Source organism: Pseudomonas sp. NCHU5216 (assembly GCF_052156495.1).
In the GTDB taxonomy this organism is placed as follows: Bacteria; Pseudomonadota; Gammaproteobacteria; order Pseudomonadales; family Pseudomonadaceae; genus Aquipseudomonas.
In genome coordinates, this window is the sequence record NZ_JBQLIX010000067.1 from 1 (window position 1) to 17,553 (window position 17,553).

Here is a 17,553-nt window from a genome sequence, read left to right on the forward strand (position 1 = left end):
TTTACAACACGTAAACTGCGCTTTTTCGCCTGTTTTTGCCTTGCACTGGCTGCCTCGCCTACGTTTTTCAACGGCCTACTAGCCTGGCCCTCCCCCCCCATCTGCCAGGGAGCCCGGCATGCCCACTCACGAAAAAATCGACTACGTCGAATACCCCAGCCGCGATCTGCCCGCCACCAAGGCTTTCTTTGCAGCAGTCTTCGGCTGGCAATTCAGCGACTATGGCCCGGATTACGCGGCCTTCGCCGGTGAAGGCCTGGATGGTGGTTTCTTCAGCGCGCAGGTGGCAGCACGCACGGAGAACGGCAGCGCGCTGATCGTGTTCTACAGCGACGATCTGCAAGCGACTCTGACCAAGGTCGAGGCCGCTGGCGGCAAGATCGTCAAACCGATCTTCTCCTTCCCCGGCGGTCAGCGCTTTCACTTCGTCGAACCGGGCGGCAACGAGTTCGCGGTGTGGTCGCAGCCGTGCGCAGAATGAGCGCCTAACAGGCCGTTGAAAAACGTAGGCGAGGCAGGCAAGACAAGGCAAAAAAAGCCGAAAAAGCGCAGTTTACGCGCTGTAAATGAGCATTTTGACTGGGCTCGCACGCGAGGCTGTTTTTTACGCAGTATTGCCAACGCAGGTAGTTTTTCAACTGCCTGCTAACTGTATCTGTCAGCGCTCGGGCAAACACGGCATGCTGATGCCTCCTCCCCAGCGAGCACGCCGCCATGCAACGCCTCGAGCACCTGCGCCAGATGGCCAGCTACAACACCTGGATGAACGCTCGGCTGTACGAGGCGGCGCAGACGCTGCCCGACAGCGAGATCAGCGCCGAGCGCGGAGCCTTCTTCGGTTCGATCCTGGGTACGCTCAACCACCTGGCAGTGGCCGACCTGATCTGGCTCGGCCGCTACAGCGGACACCCGGCGCGATTCGCCGCCCTGCAAGCGCTCGACGACCTGCCCCGGCCCAGCCGGCTGAACCAGCCGCTGGCTGCGGATATCCGTGAACTGGCCAACTTGCGCACGCGCCTGGATGCCTGCCTGGAAGCCCTGGCCCAGGAAATGCGCGAGGAGCATCTGGATCAGCCCCTGAGCTATCGCAATACCCAGGGCGTGGAGGCGCGCAAGGACTTCTTCGCCCTGCTGATGCACCTGTTCAACCACCAGACCCACCATCGCGGCCAGGCCACCACGCTGCTCATGCAGGCAGGCGTGAACATGGGCGTGACCGATCTGCTGGCGCTGATTCCGAACCAACCCTGAAGCGTCAGGCCTGCTGCCGGGCGACCATGGCCGCGATCAGGCTGCCGGCTGGCGGGCGCTTGCGGAAGTAGCCCTCGACACCGGCGAAGATGGCTTCGGCCACCTTGCGCTGATGACGGCCCTCGTGCAGGCGCCTGCAATCAGCGGCATTGGAGATGAAGCCGGTTTCCACCAGGATCGAGGGCACGGCGGCGGACTTGAGCACGGCGAAACCGGCCTGCTCGACCCGCGACTGATGCATGCCTGCCACCGCGCCCAGGTGCTGCAGCACCTGGTGGCCAAGGTCCAGGCTGGTGGAAATGGTCGCCGTCATCGACATGTCCAGCAGCACGCCGGCGAGCATCGGGTCACTCTGCTGCATGGCTGCCGGCAAGCCGCCACCGATGAAGTCGGCCTCGTTCTCGCGCTGCGCGATCCAGTGCGCCATCGACGAGGTGGCGCCACGTTCGGACAGGGCGAATACCGAAGCGCCGGATGCCGAGCGGCGCGGCGCAGCATCGGCATGCACCGAGACGAACAGATCGGCATTCAGACGCTGGGCCAGCTCGGCCCGCTTGCGCAGCGGGATGAACACGTCGCTGCTGCGCGTCAGGCGGGCCTTGTAGCCCTTCTGCCTGTCGATATGTCGCGCCAGCAGGGTGGCGATCTGCAGAGCGACGATCTTCTCCTTCTCGCCCCTGGCGCCCACTGCGCCGGGATCCTTGCCGCCATGGCCGGCGTCGATCACGATCAGCAGATCACGATTGCTCGGCCGCCCTGGCACGGCGGCGGCCACCGACGCAGGCGCTGACGGCGCGGGCAATTGCAGGCGCAGCTCATGCCCGAGCTGCTGCAAGGGGGGCATGCTGGCCAACAGGTCGGCCGAGGCCAGATCCAGCACGATGCGCAGATCACCCGCCGGCGTCAGCCCGCTGCGAATGGCATTGATCGGCGTGCCGGCGAGCGGCAGGCCGTCCAGCGAAGCGGCCAGCCTGGCGTTGTGCAGGTCGATCACCAGGCGCGGCGGCGCGTCCAGGCTGAAACTGTTGGCCTTGACCGGCCCACTGAGTTCCAGCGTGAGCAGGCTCTTGCCGCCTTGCTGGGAGAGGCGAACACGGCGTACCGCTTGGGCAGCCTGAGCACTGAAGGAAGCTGGCAGGGCAACGCCAGCGACCAGCAATTGGAGGAATTTACGTCTGTCCATGCGAGTTCACGGCCGGGATTGCGGTGGCAGTATGGCGACCAGGCGAGAACCACCCGCGCCGCGCAAACGCTATTTTATAACATCTTGTTACCGGATCGCGACAAGTCCGGCCTGCTAAAGCCCGGCCAGCCTTAGCCAATGGGTATAGAACCCATCGGCCACCTGGTTCAGCGCCCTGACCTTCTGCGTGATTTGCTCGCGCATCTCGGCGGGCGCTTGCTGGCTGGGCTGGCTCGGGTCGAGCAGGTGTGACCAATCATCGAGCCACTGCTTGATCAGCGCCTCGGTCATCTCCGGGTGGCCTTGCAGGGCCAGAACCTTGTCGCCCCAGGCGAAAGCTTGGTTGGCGCACCAGCGGCTGGCCAGCAGCGGCTGCGCCCCTGGCGGAAGCGCGAAGGTGTCGCCATGCCATTGAAAGATCTCGAAGCGCTCCGGCAGATGCGCCAACCAGGGGCTGCGTTGCCCGGCGTCGGGCAGGCGCTGCATGGCCTGCCAACCCGACTCGGTGTAAGGCATGCGACTGACCGCTGCTCCCAGCGCCCGGGCGAGCAACTGACCACCCAGGCAATGCCCGATGATGGGAATATCGCGGGCAATCAAGCACTGCAGCGCCGCCACTTCCTCGGCAATCCAGGGCAGCGCATCGTTGACACTCATCGGCCCGCCCATCACCGCCACTGCCTTGGGGCGCTGCAGGTCGTAGCCCTGAAGCTCGCCCAGATCGACGCGCAGCACGTCATGGGCGATGCCGCGTGCACGCAGCACATCACCCAGGTGCGCGGGCGAGCAGTAATCGATATGGGTAAGGATGAGCACGTCTGACATGGCGCGCAGTGTGCGCGATGCCAGGCGGCAAGTCGAGGCGTGAACCGGCAGCGCCGATCCACGCCAGTGCCGCTAGCGGGCCGATGCTTGCAGGTCGGCCTTGGTTGGGCGAACTTCCTGGGTGACGCCCCAGCCGTCGAGCATGCCGCCAAGCGGCACGACGATGGACTCCAGGCTCTGCTCGAAGGCACCGATACCGGCTTGCGTGGCGTACATCACCTTGCTCACCTGCAAATGCCAGATACCGTCCTCGCGTGGGGTAATTTGGGCATTGAGCGATTCGCCACGAAAATTGCTCGCCGCCATTCTGGCCCGCTCCTCATCGGGGAATATGGCGTAGAACTCGATGGGGTGGAATTGGGCGAAGTCGAAACCGCCCTCCTTCATCCGGCGCAGCACCGAGGTGCTGGCATCGTCATGCAAGGCTGTGCTCATGAAACGACCTCCTCTCCTGCGATGGATGGATTAACCGCTTTCCCATTGCAACCGTTTCTATCGAACGGTGGCACGGCAACCCAAGGTGCCGCACCGAGAATCAAGCTAGCTTGATGCGTGTTCCGAAGCGCAACGACGGCCGCCCCATGAACGAGGCGAACACCTACAGGCTAGACGCTTTCGTGGCACTTCGCTCGTTTACTTCGACGGGCGGTTTCAAGCCCGGCTCAGCCAGGCCATCAGCGCCCGGGTGATGAATGCCGGGGTGACCTGGCCGAGCGCGTGCAGAAGGCGAAACTGCACGCCGACCGGACGATGCACACGGTTGACCTGCGTCTGTTGCCAGGCGGCCTCGGCGATATGCTCGGCCAGCAGATGCACGCCCATGCGCCGGATGATCGGTGGGCGCTGGGCCTGGCTGGCGACCATCGGTGTATCCACGAATGGCGGCATGAGGTCGCCCACGCGGATGCCATGGGCACGCCATTCCAGCTCCAGCGCTTCGCTCAGGCCGCGCACGGCGAACTTGCTGGCGGAGTAGCTGGCCATCAGCGGCACGCCATACAGGCCGGAAGCCGAGCCCATGTTGAGCACCTGGGCATCGCTCGTGGCCTTGAGATAGGGAAAGGCCAGATGGGTGAAAGCCAGTAGGCCCAGCACGTTGATCTGCAGCATACGCAGGTGCTCTTGTAACGCGATCTGCTCGAAAGCCCCGGTGCGCAGGATGCCCGCGCAATTGAACAGCAGGCGCAGGCGCCCCTGCTGCAAGGCGCAGAACTCGCCGATGGCCTGCTCGGCGGCCGTCACATCGGTAACGTCCAGGGCCCGATACCAGGCACCTCCCAGCTCGGCGGCCAGGCTTGCCAGGGCTGCGCCATCGACATCGAGCAAACCGACCTGCCAGCCCCGGGCATGGAACAGCCGCGCCGTGGCCGCACCGATACCGGACGCCGCTCCGGTAATCAGAATGTTGTTCATCACCACCCCCGCTCGCGTAGAAAGTCGATGATCCGCTCGATGGCCTGATCCGCCGCGCGCAACAACCCGACATGAGCCTGGAATACATGCCAGAGCTGCGGATAGCGCTCCAGGCGCACCTCGCCACCTGCGGCTCGCACCCGCTCGGCCAGGCGCAGGCTGTCATTGCGCAACAGCTCATCTTCGCCTACCTGCAGCAACAGTGGCGGCAGCCCGGCAAGATCGGCATACAGCGGTGACAGCCTGGGATCGAACGCGGTTAGCTGAGCCGGTCGATAGAGCTCGACTGCCTGCTGCAGCCAGCGCGGGTGCAGCAGCGGGTCGCCAGCCGGGGGATCGTGTCGGCTGGCCCCGGACAAGTCGGCAACGGGCGACAGGCACAGCAGCGCCGCCGGTGCTGGTAGTCCCTGCTGCTGGGCCTGCAGGCAAGCGACCAGGCACAGGTTGCCACCGGCCGAGTCGCCGGCAAAGGCGATCTGCGCGGCGCTATACCCACTCTCCAGCAAGGCGCGGTAGGCCGCCAGCACATCGTCCCGCGCGGCGGGAAAGGGATGCTCCGGGGCCAGACGATAATCCAGCGCGCACAGCGCAAAGCCACCGCGCTTGGCCAGGCTGGCGCAGATACCGCGATGGGTATTCGGCCCGCCGATCATGAAGGCGCCGCCATGCAGATAGAGCACCACCCGCTCACTCTGGCCGGGTGGTCGGTGCCATTCGCAGGGCACCCCGGCCAATGTCTCACGGCTGCGTTGCACCCCGCCCGGCACCAGGGTGACGGCAGTCAGCGCGCGCAGGATCAGGCGCTGGCCAGCCACCGGCATGGGCGGTCGGATCAGCCCGCGAAACAGCACTCGCAACAGAGCCCGTAGCAGAAGGCGCAGCGCTTTTTGCCCAGGCACGGGCGCGACGAAATCAGCGGATGCAGTCATAGTCGGCAAGCTCCGGAGCGCGGGTCTGCTGGCGATAGGTGAAGGTGAAACCCGGCCAGTTGTTGGTGTGCTTACCAGCGGCCGTCTGATACCAGCTCTGGCAACCCTGGGCCCAGATGGTGCGCTGGGTATGCGCCTGCAACGCCTCGTTGTAGCGGCGCTGGGGCGCGGCCTTCAGGTCGATATAGCGCAGCCCTTGCTCGCGTAGCGTGCGCAGGCAGCCCAGCACGTAGGCGAACTGGCTTTCCAGCATGTAGATGATGGAGTTGTGCCCCAGGTTGGTATTCGGCCCGTAGAGCAAAAACAGGTTGGGAAAGCCGCTGACGCTGATGCCCTTGAAGGCTTCGGCGCCGTCCTGCCAGGCCTGGTTCAGCTCCAGCCCGGCGCGCCCACGAATCCGCATCGGCGCGAGGAAATCGCTGGCGGTGAAGCCCGTGCCATAGATGAGCACGTCGCAGGGATGCTCACGGCCATCGGCGCTGACCAGCGAGTGCTCACGTACCTCGCGGATCGACGCGTCGACGATCTCCACATTGGCCTGCGCCAGCGCCGGGAAGTAATCGTTGCTGATCAGGATGCGCTTGCAGCCCATGGGGTAATCCGGCTGCAAGCGAGCGCGCTTGTCGGCATCGGGCATCTGCCGCTCTAGATGCCGGGTGAAGATGCCGCGCAGCGGGCCCATCAGCCAGGGCCAGTGCACGAAAGCCAGGGCTCGCGCTTCGTGATGCAGGTACTGCAGCAGGCGCACACCGCGCTGCAGCAGCGGCAAGCGGCGCATCAGAGCGATCTCCCAGGCGCGGTAGGCACGGTCGGGCTTGGGCAGGACATAAGCCGCCGAGCGCTGGAACAGGCTCAAGCTGGCCACCCTGGGCTGGATCTGCGGGACGAACTGGATGGCCGAAGCGCCCGTGCCGATCACCGCCACGCGTTTGCCGCTGAGGTCGATGTCGTGCCGCCAGCGCGCGGAATGAAAGGCCTCGCCCTGAAAGCGCTCGATCCCCGGCAGTTGCGGATAGGCCGGGCGATTGAGCTGGCCGCAGGCGCTGACCAGCACTTGCGCCTCCAGGCATTGGCCATCGTTCAGCTCGACTCGCCAGACACCGCGCGCCTCATCGAACTCGGCGCCGCGCACCTCGCTATTCAGGCGGATCTGTCGGCGCAGGTCGTACTTCTCCACACATTGCAGCATGTAGGCATGAATTTCCGCCTGTGGGGCGAACTTGCGTGACCAGTCCGGCTTGGGCTCGAAGGAAAAGGAATACAGATAGGACGGCACGTCGCAGGCCGCCCCCGGGTAACTGTTCTCCCGCCAGGTGCCGCCGACCTCGGCAGCTTTTTCCAGGAGCAGGAAATCCTCCTCGCCCTGCTTGCGCAACTGCATGGCCAGGCCCAGGCCGGCAAAGCCACTGCCAATGATCAGCACGCGCCATATCCGGGGGTTGTTATGCATTGTGGTCTCCCCGACCCATTGATGACGCCTGCCATGCTACTGAGCCAAACGGCGCATGGTTATGGCATAGTCGGCCAGCAGATTGTGCTTTTCGGACAACCTCATGCCTGCCTCCTGGCCCAAACGCCGCAGCGTCACCAGCCTGCAACTGCTGATTCAGCTAGGCCTCGACCTCGGCCTGGATCTGCCCACCTGCCTGGCCGGTACGGGCATCACCCCGGCGCGCTTGCCGACGCTGCAAGGTGAGATCGACGCCGACTGCGAGCTGAGGCTGATCGCCAATCTGGTTCAGGGTCTGCCCGACATCGAACACCTCGGCCTGCTGGCTGGCGAGCGCTACCGCCTGATCAGCTACGGCGCCTGGGGTTACGCCCTGCTCAGCAGCGCCACGGTGCGCGAAGCTGCCGCGCTCGGCCTGCGCTATTTGGGCCTGACCTTTGCCTTCACCCATATCAGCCTGGCCGAACGGGGCCAGGACGCCTGCCTGCTGTTCGATGATAGCCAGACGCCGACGGCGCTGCTGCCGTTCATCGTGCAACGGGACATGCTCGGTGCCCTGGTGGTGATCCGTGAATTACTCGGCGACAAGCTGCCGCTGCTGCAGGTGCGCATGCGCCAGCCTGCCGCGCAAATGCCCCAGACCTTCGCCAAGGCGTTCGGCCACGCCGTGCAATTCGCAGCCGACGACAACTCCCTCATGTTCCCGGCCACCCTGCTCGACAGGCCCCTGCCCTTCGCCAACCCGGCTCTGGTACAAGCCTGCGAACAGCAGTGCCAGGCGATACTGGCCCGCCACAAGTGGGACGAAGGCCTGACCGGGCAGGTGCGCCAGTTGCTGCTGCGCACGCCAGGGCAGCTCGACGACATGGAGCGGGTCGCGGCCAGCCTGCATATGAGCAGCCGCACCCTGCGCCGTCGCCTGAACGAAGAAGGCATCGGCTTTCGCGCCCTGCAGGATCAGGTGCGTCAGGCGCTGGCCGAGGACATGCTCGAAGCCGGCGGCCTGAGCCTGGAAGAAATCGCCGAACGCCTGGGCTATGGCGAGCTGTCCAACTTCATCCATGCCTTCAAACGCTGGAAAGGCACCACACCGGGGCGCTACCAGCGTGGCGATGGCTGAACTTTGAAAGTCAGCTTCGCGCTGACAGCGGCTGGCTTCGAGGCTATTTTGCAGGCATGGCTAATTTCACTCTCCTGCTGCCCTACCAGCCGCCCTGGCAATGGCAGCAATTTCAGCGGCATTTCGCTTTGCGTGCGGTTCCTGGCCTGGAAGCGCTGACGCCGCACAGCTACGCCCGCGGCTTCGCCATCGACGGCAACAGCGGCTGGCTGAGGGTCACCCCGCTGCCGGGTCAGAATGCCCTGGAGCTGCGCTGCAGCCTCGGTTCGCCGCGAAATCTGGATGATCTTGAACAACGGGTGCGGCGCATGTTCGACCTGGATGCCGAGCCGCAGGCCATCGCCCAACACCTGAGCGGCGACGCGCTGCTGGCGCCCCTGGTGCAACGCAATCCCGGCCTGCGCTTGCCGGTGGCCTTCGACCCGTTCGAGCAGGCGGTGCGCGCCATCGCCGGCCAGCAGGTGACGGTCAAGGCGGCGGTGACCATAGTCGGGCGCCTGGTGCAGCGCGTCGGCGCGCCCTTGTCGATGGCCGGCGCCCCGGACATCAGCCATCTGTTCCCCTCCCCGGAGGCGCTGGCCGAGGCCGATCTGACCGGCATCGGCATGCCCGGCAAGCGCGTGCAGTGTTTGCAGCACTTCGCCGCACGGGTCGCCGATGGCAGCCTACAGCTCGACTTGGCAGACGGCAGCGCGGCACTGATCGAACGCCTGTGCAGCCTACCCGGCATCGGCCCGTGGACGGCCGAGTACATCGCCCTGCGCGCCTTTGGCGCCGCCGATGCCTTCCCCGCCAGCGACCTGGGGCTGCTCAAGGCGCCCGTGTGGGGCGCGACGGGCATCGATGCCCGCCGCCTGACCGCCCGTGCCGAAGCCTGGCGCCCCTGGCGGGCCTACGCGGCGGCGCATCTATGGCATGACTACGCAGGAGATTGAAGGCATGCACTACCGCTATCACGACAGCCCGCTCGGCCCCTTGTTGCTGGCCGCCGATGACGATGGTCTGCACCTGCTGCTGATGGAGCTGGATAGCCGCCCCTGGCGCATCGAACCGCACTGGCAGCCGGCCGAGCGTCAACTGGATGAGGCCTGCCGACAACTCGACCAGTACTTCGCCGGCCAGCGGCGCCAGTTCGAGCTGCGCCTGGCGCCACGCGGCACGGCGTTCCAGCAACAGGTCTGGCAGGCGCTGCAGGCCATCCCCTATGGGCGCACCTGCAGTTATTCCGAACTGGCCGAGCGCATCGGCAAGCCCCAGGCCGTGCGCGCGGTGGGCGCGGCCAATGGCGCCAACCCCATCGCCATCATCGTGCCCTGCCATCGGGTGATCGGTCGCGACGGCAGCCTGACCGGCTATGCCGGCGGCCTGCCGCGCAAGCAACTGCTGCTGGAACTCGAAGGCGCATTGCAGGCGCGTCAGACGTCGCTGGCGTGGTGACGGGCGGATCACCCTGTCCCCCCCTATTTATTGGTTCATCGCATTTTGAGGGGCAATGCCTGATTGATACCGGACTGGCAAGTTTGTGTGAGTGGTTTTTTGCTTTCGGTGTAAAGCTGTTTATCGCGTTCTGCTGATATCTCCCGTTTCGCCTCCCGGCGACCTTCTTTTGTCAAACGCCACAAAAGAAGGCAAAAAGGCTTGGCCCCCGACATCCGAGCTAGGCGCCCCCGCCCTGCTGCGCCGGGGTTCGTTCGCTCCATCGCTGCTCCGAGGGTCGGCTTACAAGGGCCGTCCCTGGCCCTTTAAGCCTCTCGCGGCATCCATGCCGCTCGCCCCTATACGCAACGATTCCGCTCACCCTCCTGAAGGGGCCATTCGCGCGCCTGAACGAACTGGTATGCCAGGGTACGCCCAGCGTGTTCTGGTAAAGGTGAGGCCAGGATATGGCCATCGGGTTAAACCAAAACTTTCATTCGCGTAGGGCGTACTCGCGAAGCAGTACGCCGTTGGTGGGAGTATTGAACGTAGGTTGTGGTGCCGAACTGGGCATGGCCCGGCGGACTGTTCGCTGGCGCTACGAGCGGTCGGCGCCCCGATCCGCCCTACGGCTGACCAGCACTCCGCGCTACTTCAGGATTACCGCCGGTTCAGGCGCGTGCAGAGCCCGCCCAGGAGGGTGAGCGGAATCGTCGTGGAAGAGGTTGAGCGACATGGATGTCGCGAAAGCCGCGATGGGCCAGGGATGGCCCACCGCGGCGGGCCTCTGGAACGGCGATGGAGCGAACGAACCCTGGCGTAGCCAGGGCCGGATGATCGGGCGGAGGGTTTTGGTTACTTTGCCCGCAAAGTGACTCGCTCGGGAGGGCGAAAAGGGAGATATCAAAAAAAACGCGGCAATCTGGAACGGAATCCCGGACAACCAGCAATCCAACACACAAACTTGCCAGTCCGATGTTAGTACTGATTTCCCCGTGCGGCGCGATAGAGGTTGGCTCCGCGCCTGCCCATGATCGCGAATGAATCCGCCTACCAGGAACGTTCGGCGTCAGGCAGGTTTCTTCTTGGCTTGCAGCAGATGCGAGAACACCGCGTGCAGATCGTCCGAAGCGCCGTCCTCGTCGAGGTTGAGCTTGCTGTCGATATGATCCATGTGATGCATCATCAGCTCCACGGCCTTGTCGACATCCCGTGCCTCGACGGCATCGATCAGCTCGTTGTGCTCGTCGTAGGAACAGTGCGAGCGGTTGCCATTCTCGTACTGGGCGATGATCAGCGAGGTCTGCGATACCAGGCTGCGCTGGAAACTCACCAACGGCGCGTTACCCGCCGCCTCGGCCAGCTTGAGATGAAACTCGCCGGATAGACGAATGCCCGCGCCACGGTCGCCACGGGCGAAGCTGTCGCGCTCCTCCCTGACCATCTGCCGCAGCTCGTTCAGCTGCTCGGCACTGGCATGCTTGACCGCCAGTTCGGTGATGGCGCGCTCTACCAGGCGTCGCGCATAGAAGGTCTGCCGCGCCTCCTCGACGCTGGGGCTGGCCACCACCGCACCGCGGTTGGGTCGCAACAGCACCACGCCTTCATGCGCCAGGCGCGACAGCGCGCGGCGAATGATGGTGCGGCTGACGCCGAAGATCTCCCCCAGCGCCTCTTCGCTCAGCTTGGTGCCGGGCGCCAGGCGCTGCTCAAGGATGGCATCGAAGATATGCACGTAGACGATATCGTCCTGAGTCCCGCTGCGGGTGCCCTTGCTCGCACGCGGCTGCTTCTTTAGGGGCTGCAATTGATCGTTCATGCTGGCTCGTATGAATGAGAGACGCGATGGCGCGACTCTACTGCGTTCTGTCGGGAGAGCGGCAGAGGTGACCAGCCTTTCCCGGAAAATGTCGTTCTGATTGTACACAAGCCATACAACCCCAACATCTGTCCATCGCCTCCATGGACGAAGGCACCACCGACGCCATCGCCAGTACTGCCAAGCGCAGCTCGCGGCACCACAAGTCCGCCCATGGCAGAGGGCGATAAGCGCCACGGCAAAACATGAATTGCATTTTTTGTATACACCTCCATAATCGCAGCCAGACAATTCCTGACCGATAGATCAGGAATCCGCCTCAGCCTGGCATGCAGATCGGCCAGCGCCGCCTCTCGGCCACATACAAGAAAAACAATGGGAGCCTCCTGTGGAAAGCATCGAACAAGAACGACAGGCTGCGCACGTGACGGGCCAGGCACCGACCGGCCTGCTCGATCGTTTCTTCAAGCTCAGCGAGCATCGCACTAGCATCAAGACCGAACTGCTCGCCGGCCTGACCACCTTCGTCACCATGGCCTACATCATCTTCGTCAACCCCAACATCATGGCCGGCGCCGGCATCGACCACGGGGCGGCCTTCGTCGCCACCTGCATCGGCGCCGCGCTGGGCTGCTTTCTCATGGGGCTGTACGCCAACTGGCCGGTAGGACTGGCACCGGGCATGGGGCTCAATGCCTTCTTCACCTACACGGTGGTCGGCGAGATGGGCTATAGCTGGCAGGTGGCGCTGGGCGCGGTGTTCATCTCCGGCGTGCTGTTCATGATCATGAGCCTGTCGAGAATCCGCGAATGGCTGCTCAACAGCATCCCCATGAGCCTGCGCTTCGCCATGGGTGCGGGGGTCGGCCTGTTCCTCGGGCTGATCGGCCTGAAGACCGCCGGTATAGTCGTCGACAGCCCGGCCACCCTGCTGACCATGGGCTCGTTCAGCGAGCCGACGACGCTACTGGCCGCAGTGTGTTTCCTGCTGATCGCCGTGCTCAGCCATCGCCAGGTGTTCGGCGCCATCCTGCTGAGCATGCTCGGCGTCACCGCGCTCGGCTGGGCGCTCGGCCTGGTGCACTACCAGGGGCTGGTGTCGATGCCGCCGAGCCTGGCACCGACCTTCATGGCCATGGACATCGCCGGCGCCTGCAACCTGGCCATGGTCAGCATCATCCTGGCCTTTCTCTTCGTCAACATGTTCGACACGGCCGGCACCTTGATGGGCGTGGCCCACCGCGCCAACCTGGTGGACGATGACGGCAGGATCCAGAACCTGTCGCGGGCACTGAAAGCCGACAGCACCTCCAGCGTGGTCGGTGCCGTGGTCGGTTGCCCGCCGGTGACCAGTTACGTGGAGAGCGCCTCCGGTGTCGCCGCAGGCGGGCGCACCGGCCTGACCGCCGTCACCGTGGGCCTGCTGTTTCTCGCCGCGATGTTCTTCGCCCCACTGGCCGGCATGATTCCGGCCTATGCCACGGCTGGCGCGCTGATCTACGTGGCCATGCTGATGATGAGCGGACTGGCGCACATCGACTGGCAGGATCACACCGACACCATTCCCGCCATCGTCACCGTGGTGATGATGCCACTGACCTTCTCCATCGCCAATGGCATCGCTCTGGGCTTTCTCACCTACGCTACGCTGAAGCTGCTGACCGGCCAGCGCGACAAGGTGTCATTGAGCCTGTACGTGCTCTGCGCCATCTTCATCGCCAAGTTCGCCTTTCTCTGAGTTGAAGAGGCGCTTTGGCGCAAGATGCTGCACGCAAGAAATGAAAAAGCCCGCAACCTGTGCGGGCAAGGAGCAAACAGGAGATCAGCTACCGCGATAGGTGGAGTAGCTGTAAGGGGAAAGCAGCAAGGGTACGTGGTAGTGCTCCTGCCCGGCATCGATGCCGAAGCGCAGCACCACCACGTCGAGGAAGGCCGGATCGGGCAGTGCGACACCGCGCGCCCGGTAGTAGTCACCGGCATGGAAATGCAGTTGGTAGACGCCGCTGCGATAGTCGTCGCCCTGCAACACCGGCGCATCGCAACGGCCATCATGATTGGTTTTGAGCCGGTTGATCAGCGTCAGTTGAGTGCCTTCGACACGATACAGCTCGACCTCGATGTCACTTCCGGGACAGCCATGAGCGGCATCCAGTACGTGGGTAGTCAAACGTCCCATGATCACCTCGTTGATTGAGTTCACCGGCCACTGGGGCTGTGTGGAGTTCGCAGCCACGCTGCTGGTGTCGCCGGGAAAAGCAAAACCGAAACCTGGCCGCAGGGTAGCATGATCCACACACTTCAAGACAATAACGATTGAAATTGTACACAACCACAGCAACACCATGTCTTTCCAGGCTACTTACTGGTTTTTACCGTTTCCATACAAGAGCGCTGAGCAAGGCCTCCAAGGAAGCATAAGCTGACCAAATGGGCAAGTTTCTTGCTTGCTCGAAAAGACCGGAACATGGCGCAGAGCCGACTGACAAAGCGATAATAATTTTGTATACAATCTATTACCTGGTCGCACTTGCGTGGTTCCACGTCACGACCGCCACAATTCAGACAGGAAGACTGCAGTGAACGCTGATTACCCACGCGATTTGATCGGCTACGGCGCCAACCCTCCCCATCCGCACTGGCCGGGCGACGCCCGCATCGCGCTGTCCTTCGTGCTCAACTACGAAGAAGGCGGCGAACGCAACATCCTGCACGGTGACAAGGAGTCGGAGGCTTTCCTCTCCGAGATGGTCGCCGCCCAGCCGCTGCAAGGCCAGCGCAACCTGTGCATGGAGTCGCTTTACGAATACGGCAGCCGCGCTGGCGTCTGGCGCCTGCTGAACCTGTTCGACAAGCACGATATTCCACTGACCATCTTCGCCGTGGCCATGGCCGCCCAGCGTCACCCCGAGGTGATCCGCCAGATGGCCGCTGCCGGTCACGAGATCTGCAGCCATGGGCTGCGCTGGATCGACTACCAGAACGTCGACGAGGCCACCGAGCGCGAGCACATGCTCGAAGCCATCCGCATCCTCAGCGAGATCACTGGCGAACGCCCGCGGGGCTGGTACACCGGCCGCCTCGGTCCGAACACCCGGCGCATCGTGCGTGAGGAAGGCGGCTTTCTCTACGACTCCGACACCTACGACGACGACCTGCCCTACTGGGATCCGGCCAGCACACCGGAAAAACCCCATCTGGTGATCCCCTACACCCTGGACACCAACGACATGCGCTTCACCCAGGTGCAGGGCTTCAACAAGGGTGACGACTTCTTCGAGTACCTCAAGGACGCCTTCGACGTGCTCTATGCCGAAGGTCAGGCCGGTGCACCGAAGATGCTCTCGATCGGCATGCACTGCCGCCTGCTGGGGCGCCCGGCGCGCCTGGCCTCGCTGGCACGCTTTCTCGACTACGTGAAGAGCCACGACAAGATCTGGTGCGCGCGCCGTGTCGACATTGCCCGCCACTGGCATGCCACCCACCCCTTGCGCGCGAGCGAGTGAGGATAGCCATGAGCCGTTTCCAGACCCTGACGCCCTCCTCGCTGAGCCGCGAAGCCTTCGTCGAGGCTTTCGCCGATATCTACGAGCATTCGCCCTGGGTCGCCGAGCAGGCCTATGAGCAGGGCCTGGACGCCTCGTTCGACGAGGTCGAGACGCTGCACCAGCGCATGGCCACGATCCTCCTGGATGCGAGCCGCGATGCCCAGCTCGCGCTGATCAAGGCCCACCCGGATCTGGCCGGCAAGGCTGCCGTGCGCGGCGAGCTGACCGCCTCCAGCACCGCCGAACAGTCCGGCGCCGGCATCCACGAATGCAGCGCCGAGGAGTTCGCCCGCTTCACCGCACTCAACGACGCCTACAAGGCCCGGTTCGGCTTTCCCTTCATCAAGGCGGTCAAGGGCAGCAACCGCCACCAGATCCTCGCCGCCTTCGAGCAGCGCATTCACAATACCCCTGAGCAGGAGTTCGCCACCGCCCTGGCCGAGATCAACCAGATCGCCCTGTTCCGCCTGCAGCAGCTCTGATGCTGCACCACCCATTCGAGAACAAGTAGAACAGCCATGCGCAGCCTGACCATCGAGCCCCTGAGCAAGGAAGCCTTCGCCCCTTTCGGTGACGTGATCGAAACCGAAGGCAGCGACTTCTTCATGATCAACAACGGCTCCACCCGCCGCTATCACAAGCTGGCCAGCGTGGAAACCGCGCAGCCGGAGGATCAGGCCATCATCAGCATCTTCCGCGCCGAGGCGCTGCAGATGCCACTGACCATCCGCATGCTGGAACGCCATCCGCTGGGCAGCCAGGCCTTCATGCCGCTGCTCGGCAACCCCTTTCTGATCGTGGTCGCGCCACTTGGCGATGTACCTGTATCAGGCTCCGTCCGTGCCTTCCTCAGCAACGGCAGGCAGGGCGTCAATTACCATCGCGGCGTCTGGCACCATCCGGTGCTGACGATCGAAAAGCGGGATGACTTCCTGGTGGTTGATCGCAGTGGTTCCGGTAACAACTGCGACGAACATTTCTTCGCCGAGGACGAGCTTCTTCTCCTCGATCCCCACCAATAAGAGAAGCCTGCAGCCGCTCTGCCGGTTGCAGGGAGAGGTACGGAACGTGGAAGCACATTTCACCGAATGGCTAAACCTGGGCATCCGCTGGATTCACATGATCACCGGCATCGCCTGGATCGGCGCATCCTTCTATTTCGTCTGGCTGGAGAACAACCTCGAGCGGCGCAATCCACGCGAGGGGTTGTCAGGCGATCTCTGGGCCATTCATGGCGGCGGCATCTACCACCTGGAAAAGTACAAGCTGGCACCGCCGAAAATGCCGGAGAACCTGCACTGGTTCAAATGGGAGGCCTACTTCACCTGGCTCTCGGGCGTCGCCCTGCTGCTGGTGGTGTATTACCTCAACCCCAGCCTGTACCTGGTCAAGCCCGGCAGCGGCCTGGCACCGGAGCTGGCGGTGGTCATCGGCCTAGGCTCGCTGCTGGTGGGCTGGGTCATCTACAACCTGCTGTGCGACTCGCCACTGGGCAAGCGCCCGGCTCTGCTCGGCCTGGTGCTGTTCGTCCTGATCATCGCCGCGGCCTGGAGCTTCTCCCAGGTGTTCAGCGGCCGCGCCGCCTATATCCATGTCGGCGCGCTGATCGGCACCATCATGGTCGGCAACGTGTTTCGCATCATCATGCCGGCGCAGCGCGCACTGGTTAAGGCCATCGAAGAGAACCGCACGCCCGACCCACTGCTGCCGGCCAAGGGCCTGCTGCGCTCGCGGCACAACAACTATTTCACCCTGCCGGTGCTGTTCATCATGATCAGCAACCACTTCCCCAGCACCTACGGCAGCCACTACAACTGGCTGATCCTGGCGGGCATCGCCGTGCTGGCGGTGCTGGTGCGCCATTACTTCAATACCCGCCACGCCAGCCAGCGCTTCGCCTGGACGCTGCCGGCCGCCGCCCTGGGCATGATCTGCCTGGCCTATGTCACCGCGCCGAAGCCACCTGCTCCGGCCAGCGCGCCGCTGGCTCAGGCAACGCCGGAGTCAACCCCTGCGCCAGCCGCGCAGCCTTCCGCTGCCAGCACCACGGCACAGGCCGACGGCACCCGCTTCGCCCAGGTCGAAAAGGTCATCCACGAGCGTTGCAGCGTGTGCCATTCGGCCCACCCGACCAGCCCGATGTTCAGCACCGCCCCGGCTGGCTTCATGCTCGATACGCCGGAACAGATGCAGACCCAGGCGGCGAAGATTCAGGCCCAGGCCGTGGCCTCGCAGATCATGCCGCTGGGCAACATCACCCAGATGACCCAGGACGAGCGTGACCTGATCGGCCGCTGGATCGCACAGGGCGCCTCGATCGAGCACTGAGCATCGGCGCCCCAGAAAGAAACAGGTTTATCGCATTTCAGGGGAGAATGCTTGGGTGACATCGGACTGGCAAGTTTGTGTTTTGATTTCGGTTGTCTCGGTGTTCAAGCTGCTTATCAGCGTTTAGCTGATGTCTCCCGTTTCGCCCCCCGGCGACTTTCTTTTGTCAAACGCCACAAAAGAAAGCAAAAAGGCTTGCCCCGCCATCCGGCCCCGGCTTCGCCGGGGTTCGTTCGCTCCATCGCTGCTCCGAGGGTCGGCGTACATGGGCCAT

At 64.0% G+C, this 17,553-nt stretch carries 19 protein-coding genes; 11 read left to right on the forward strand and 8 right to left on the reverse strand.

Annotation, left to right across the window (positions count from 1 at the left end; translation table 11 throughout):
• Positions 1 to 118 precede the first annotated feature (118 nt).
• Positions 119 to 481 carry a VOC family protein gene (locus ACSVIK_RS25300; RefSeq protein ID WP_442446889.1) on the forward strand — a complete coding sequence of 121 codons (363 nt, stop codon included), beginning with the start codon at positions 119 to 121 and terminating at the stop codon, positions 479 to 481.
• Positions 482 to 714: 233 nt separating this feature from the next.
• Entirely contained in the window at positions 715 to 1,251 is a 537-nt protein-coding gene (locus tag ACSVIK_RS25305) for a DinB family protein (protein ID WP_442446890.1), read from the forward strand.
• 4 nt (positions 1,252 to 1,255) lie between these two features.
• Here ACSVIK_RS25305 and ACSVIK_RS25310 read toward each other — a convergent pair whose 3' ends face one another.
• From ACSVIK_RS25310 to ACSVIK_RS25335, 6 genes are all read right to left on the reverse strand, one after another.
• Positions 1,256 to 2,434: an N-acetylmuramoyl-L-alanine amidase gene (locus ACSVIK_RS25310; RefSeq protein ID WP_442446891.1), complete on the reverse strand. Its 1,179-nt coding sequence runs from the start codon at positions 2,432 to 2,434 to the stop codon at positions 1,256 to 1,258.
• A 114-nt stretch (positions 2,435 to 2,548) separates the two neighbouring features.
• Positions 2,549 to 3,259 (reverse strand): type 1 glutamine amidotransferase, encoded by a 711-nt coding sequence (locus ACSVIK_RS25315; protein ID WP_442446892.1) that lies wholly within the window; start codon positions 3,257 to 3,259, stop codon positions 2,549 to 2,551.
• A 72-nt stretch (positions 3,260 to 3,331) separates the two neighbouring features.
• Positions 3,332 to 3,694 carry a ribonuclease E inhibitor RraB gene (locus tag ACSVIK_RS25320; protein WP_442446893.1) on the reverse strand — a complete coding sequence of 121 codons (363 nt, stop codon included), beginning with the start codon at positions 3,692 to 3,694 and terminating at the stop codon, positions 3,332 to 3,334.
• 216 nt (positions 3,695 to 3,910) lie between these two features.
• The gene (locus ACSVIK_RS25325) at positions 3,911 to 4,672 is read right to left on the reverse strand and encodes an SDR family oxidoreductase (protein WP_442446894.1); all 762 of its coding nucleotides are present in this window, start codon (positions 4,670 to 4,672) and stop codon (positions 3,911 to 3,913) included.
• Positions 4,672 to 5,601, reverse strand: coding sequence for an alpha/beta hydrolase (locus ACSVIK_RS25330; protein WP_442446895.1), 930 nt, complete (start codon positions 5,599 to 5,601; stop codon positions 4,672 to 4,674). The genes ACSVIK_RS25325 and ACSVIK_RS25330 overlap by 1 nt, the downstream gene beginning before the upstream one ends.
• Positions 5,585 to 7,051: a flavin-containing monooxygenase gene (locus tag ACSVIK_RS25335; protein WP_442446896.1), complete on the reverse strand. Its 1,467-nt coding sequence runs from the start codon at positions 7,049 to 7,051 to the stop codon at positions 5,585 to 5,587. Before ACSVIK_RS25335 ends, ACSVIK_RS25330 begins: the two co-directional genes overlap by 17 nt.
• Positions 7,052 to 7,154: 103 nt before the next feature.
• Here ACSVIK_RS25335 and ACSVIK_RS25340 point away from each other — a divergent pair, with 103 nt between their 5' ends.
• From ACSVIK_RS25340 to ACSVIK_RS25350, 3 genes are read left to right on the forward strand one after another with little or no spacing between them, the layout of a single operon-like run.
• The gene (locus ACSVIK_RS25340) at positions 7,155 to 8,171 is read left to right on the forward strand and encodes an AraC family transcriptional regulator (RefSeq protein ID WP_442446897.1); all 1,017 of its coding nucleotides are present in this window, start codon (positions 7,155 to 7,157) and stop codon (positions 8,169 to 8,171) included.
• Between the two features lie 56 nt (positions 8,172 to 8,227).
• Complete coding sequence (locus ACSVIK_RS25345; RefSeq protein ID WP_442446898.1) at positions 8,228 to 9,106, forward strand: DNA-3-methyladenine glycosylase family protein; 879 nt, start codon at positions 8,228 to 8,230, stop codon at positions 9,104 to 9,106.
• Between the two features lie 4 nt (positions 9,107 to 9,110).
• Positions 9,111 to 9,608: a methylated-DNA--[protein]-cysteine S-methyltransferase gene (locus ACSVIK_RS25350; protein ID WP_442446899.1), complete on the forward strand. Its 498-nt coding sequence runs from the start codon at positions 9,111 to 9,113 to the stop codon at positions 9,606 to 9,608.
• Between the two features lie 1,048 nt (positions 9,609 to 10,656).
• Here the strand turns inward: ACSVIK_RS25350 and ACSVIK_RS25355 are convergent.
• The gene (locus ACSVIK_RS25355; protein WP_442446900.1) at positions 10,657 to 11,406 is read right to left on the reverse strand and encodes a GntR family transcriptional regulator; all 750 of its coding nucleotides are present in this window, start codon (positions 11,404 to 11,406) and stop codon (positions 10,657 to 10,659) included.
• Positions 11,407 to 11,794: 388 nt separating this feature from the next.
• On the opposite strand from ACSVIK_RS25355, the gene ACSVIK_RS25360 reads away from it, so the two are divergent.
• Complete coding sequence (locus tag ACSVIK_RS25360; protein WP_442446901.1) at positions 11,795 to 13,144, forward strand: NCS2 family permease; 1,350 nt, start codon at positions 11,795 to 11,797, stop codon at positions 13,142 to 13,144.
• A gap of 84 nt (positions 13,145 to 13,228) precedes the next feature.
• Here the strand turns inward: ACSVIK_RS25360 and uraH are convergent, their stop codons facing one another.
• The gene (gene uraH / locus ACSVIK_RS25365) at positions 13,229 to 13,582 is read right to left on the reverse strand and encodes a hydroxyisourate hydrolase (RefSeq protein WP_442446902.1); all 354 of its coding nucleotides are present in this window, start codon (positions 13,580 to 13,582) and stop codon (positions 13,229 to 13,231) included.
• Positions 13,583 to 13,982: 400 nt separating this feature from the next.
• Here uraH and puuE point away from each other — a divergent pair, with 400 nt between their 5' ends.
• From puuE to ACSVIK_RS25390, 5 genes are all read left to right on the forward strand, one after another.
• Positions 13,983 to 14,909, forward strand: coding sequence for an allantoinase PuuE (gene puuE, locus ACSVIK_RS25370; RefSeq protein ID WP_442446903.1), 927 nt, complete (start codon positions 13,983 to 13,985; stop codon positions 14,907 to 14,909).
• Between the two features lie 8 nt (positions 14,910 to 14,917).
• Positions 14,918 to 15,433 (forward strand): 2-oxo-4-hydroxy-4-carboxy-5-ureidoimidazoline decarboxylase, encoded by a 516-nt coding sequence (uraD, locus tag ACSVIK_RS25375; protein ID WP_442446904.1) that lies wholly within the window; start codon positions 14,918 to 14,920, stop codon positions 15,431 to 15,433.
• Between the two features lie 36 nt (positions 15,434 to 15,469).
• The gene (locus tag ACSVIK_RS25380; RefSeq protein WP_442446905.1) at positions 15,470 to 15,973 is read left to right on the forward strand and encodes an ureidoglycolate lyase; all 504 of its coding nucleotides are present in this window, start codon (positions 15,470 to 15,472) and stop codon (positions 15,971 to 15,973) included.
• Between the two features lie 46 nt (positions 15,974 to 16,019).
• Positions 16,020 to 17,279, forward strand: coding sequence for a urate hydroxylase PuuD (locus tag ACSVIK_RS25385; protein ID WP_442446906.1), 1,260 nt, complete (start codon positions 16,020 to 16,022; stop codon positions 17,277 to 17,279).
• Positions 17,280 to 17,330: 51 nt separating this feature from the next.
• Positions 17,331 to 17,553: hypothetical protein (locus tag ACSVIK_RS25390; protein ID WP_442446907.1), on the forward strand; the 223-nt coding region annotated here is incomplete at its 3' end.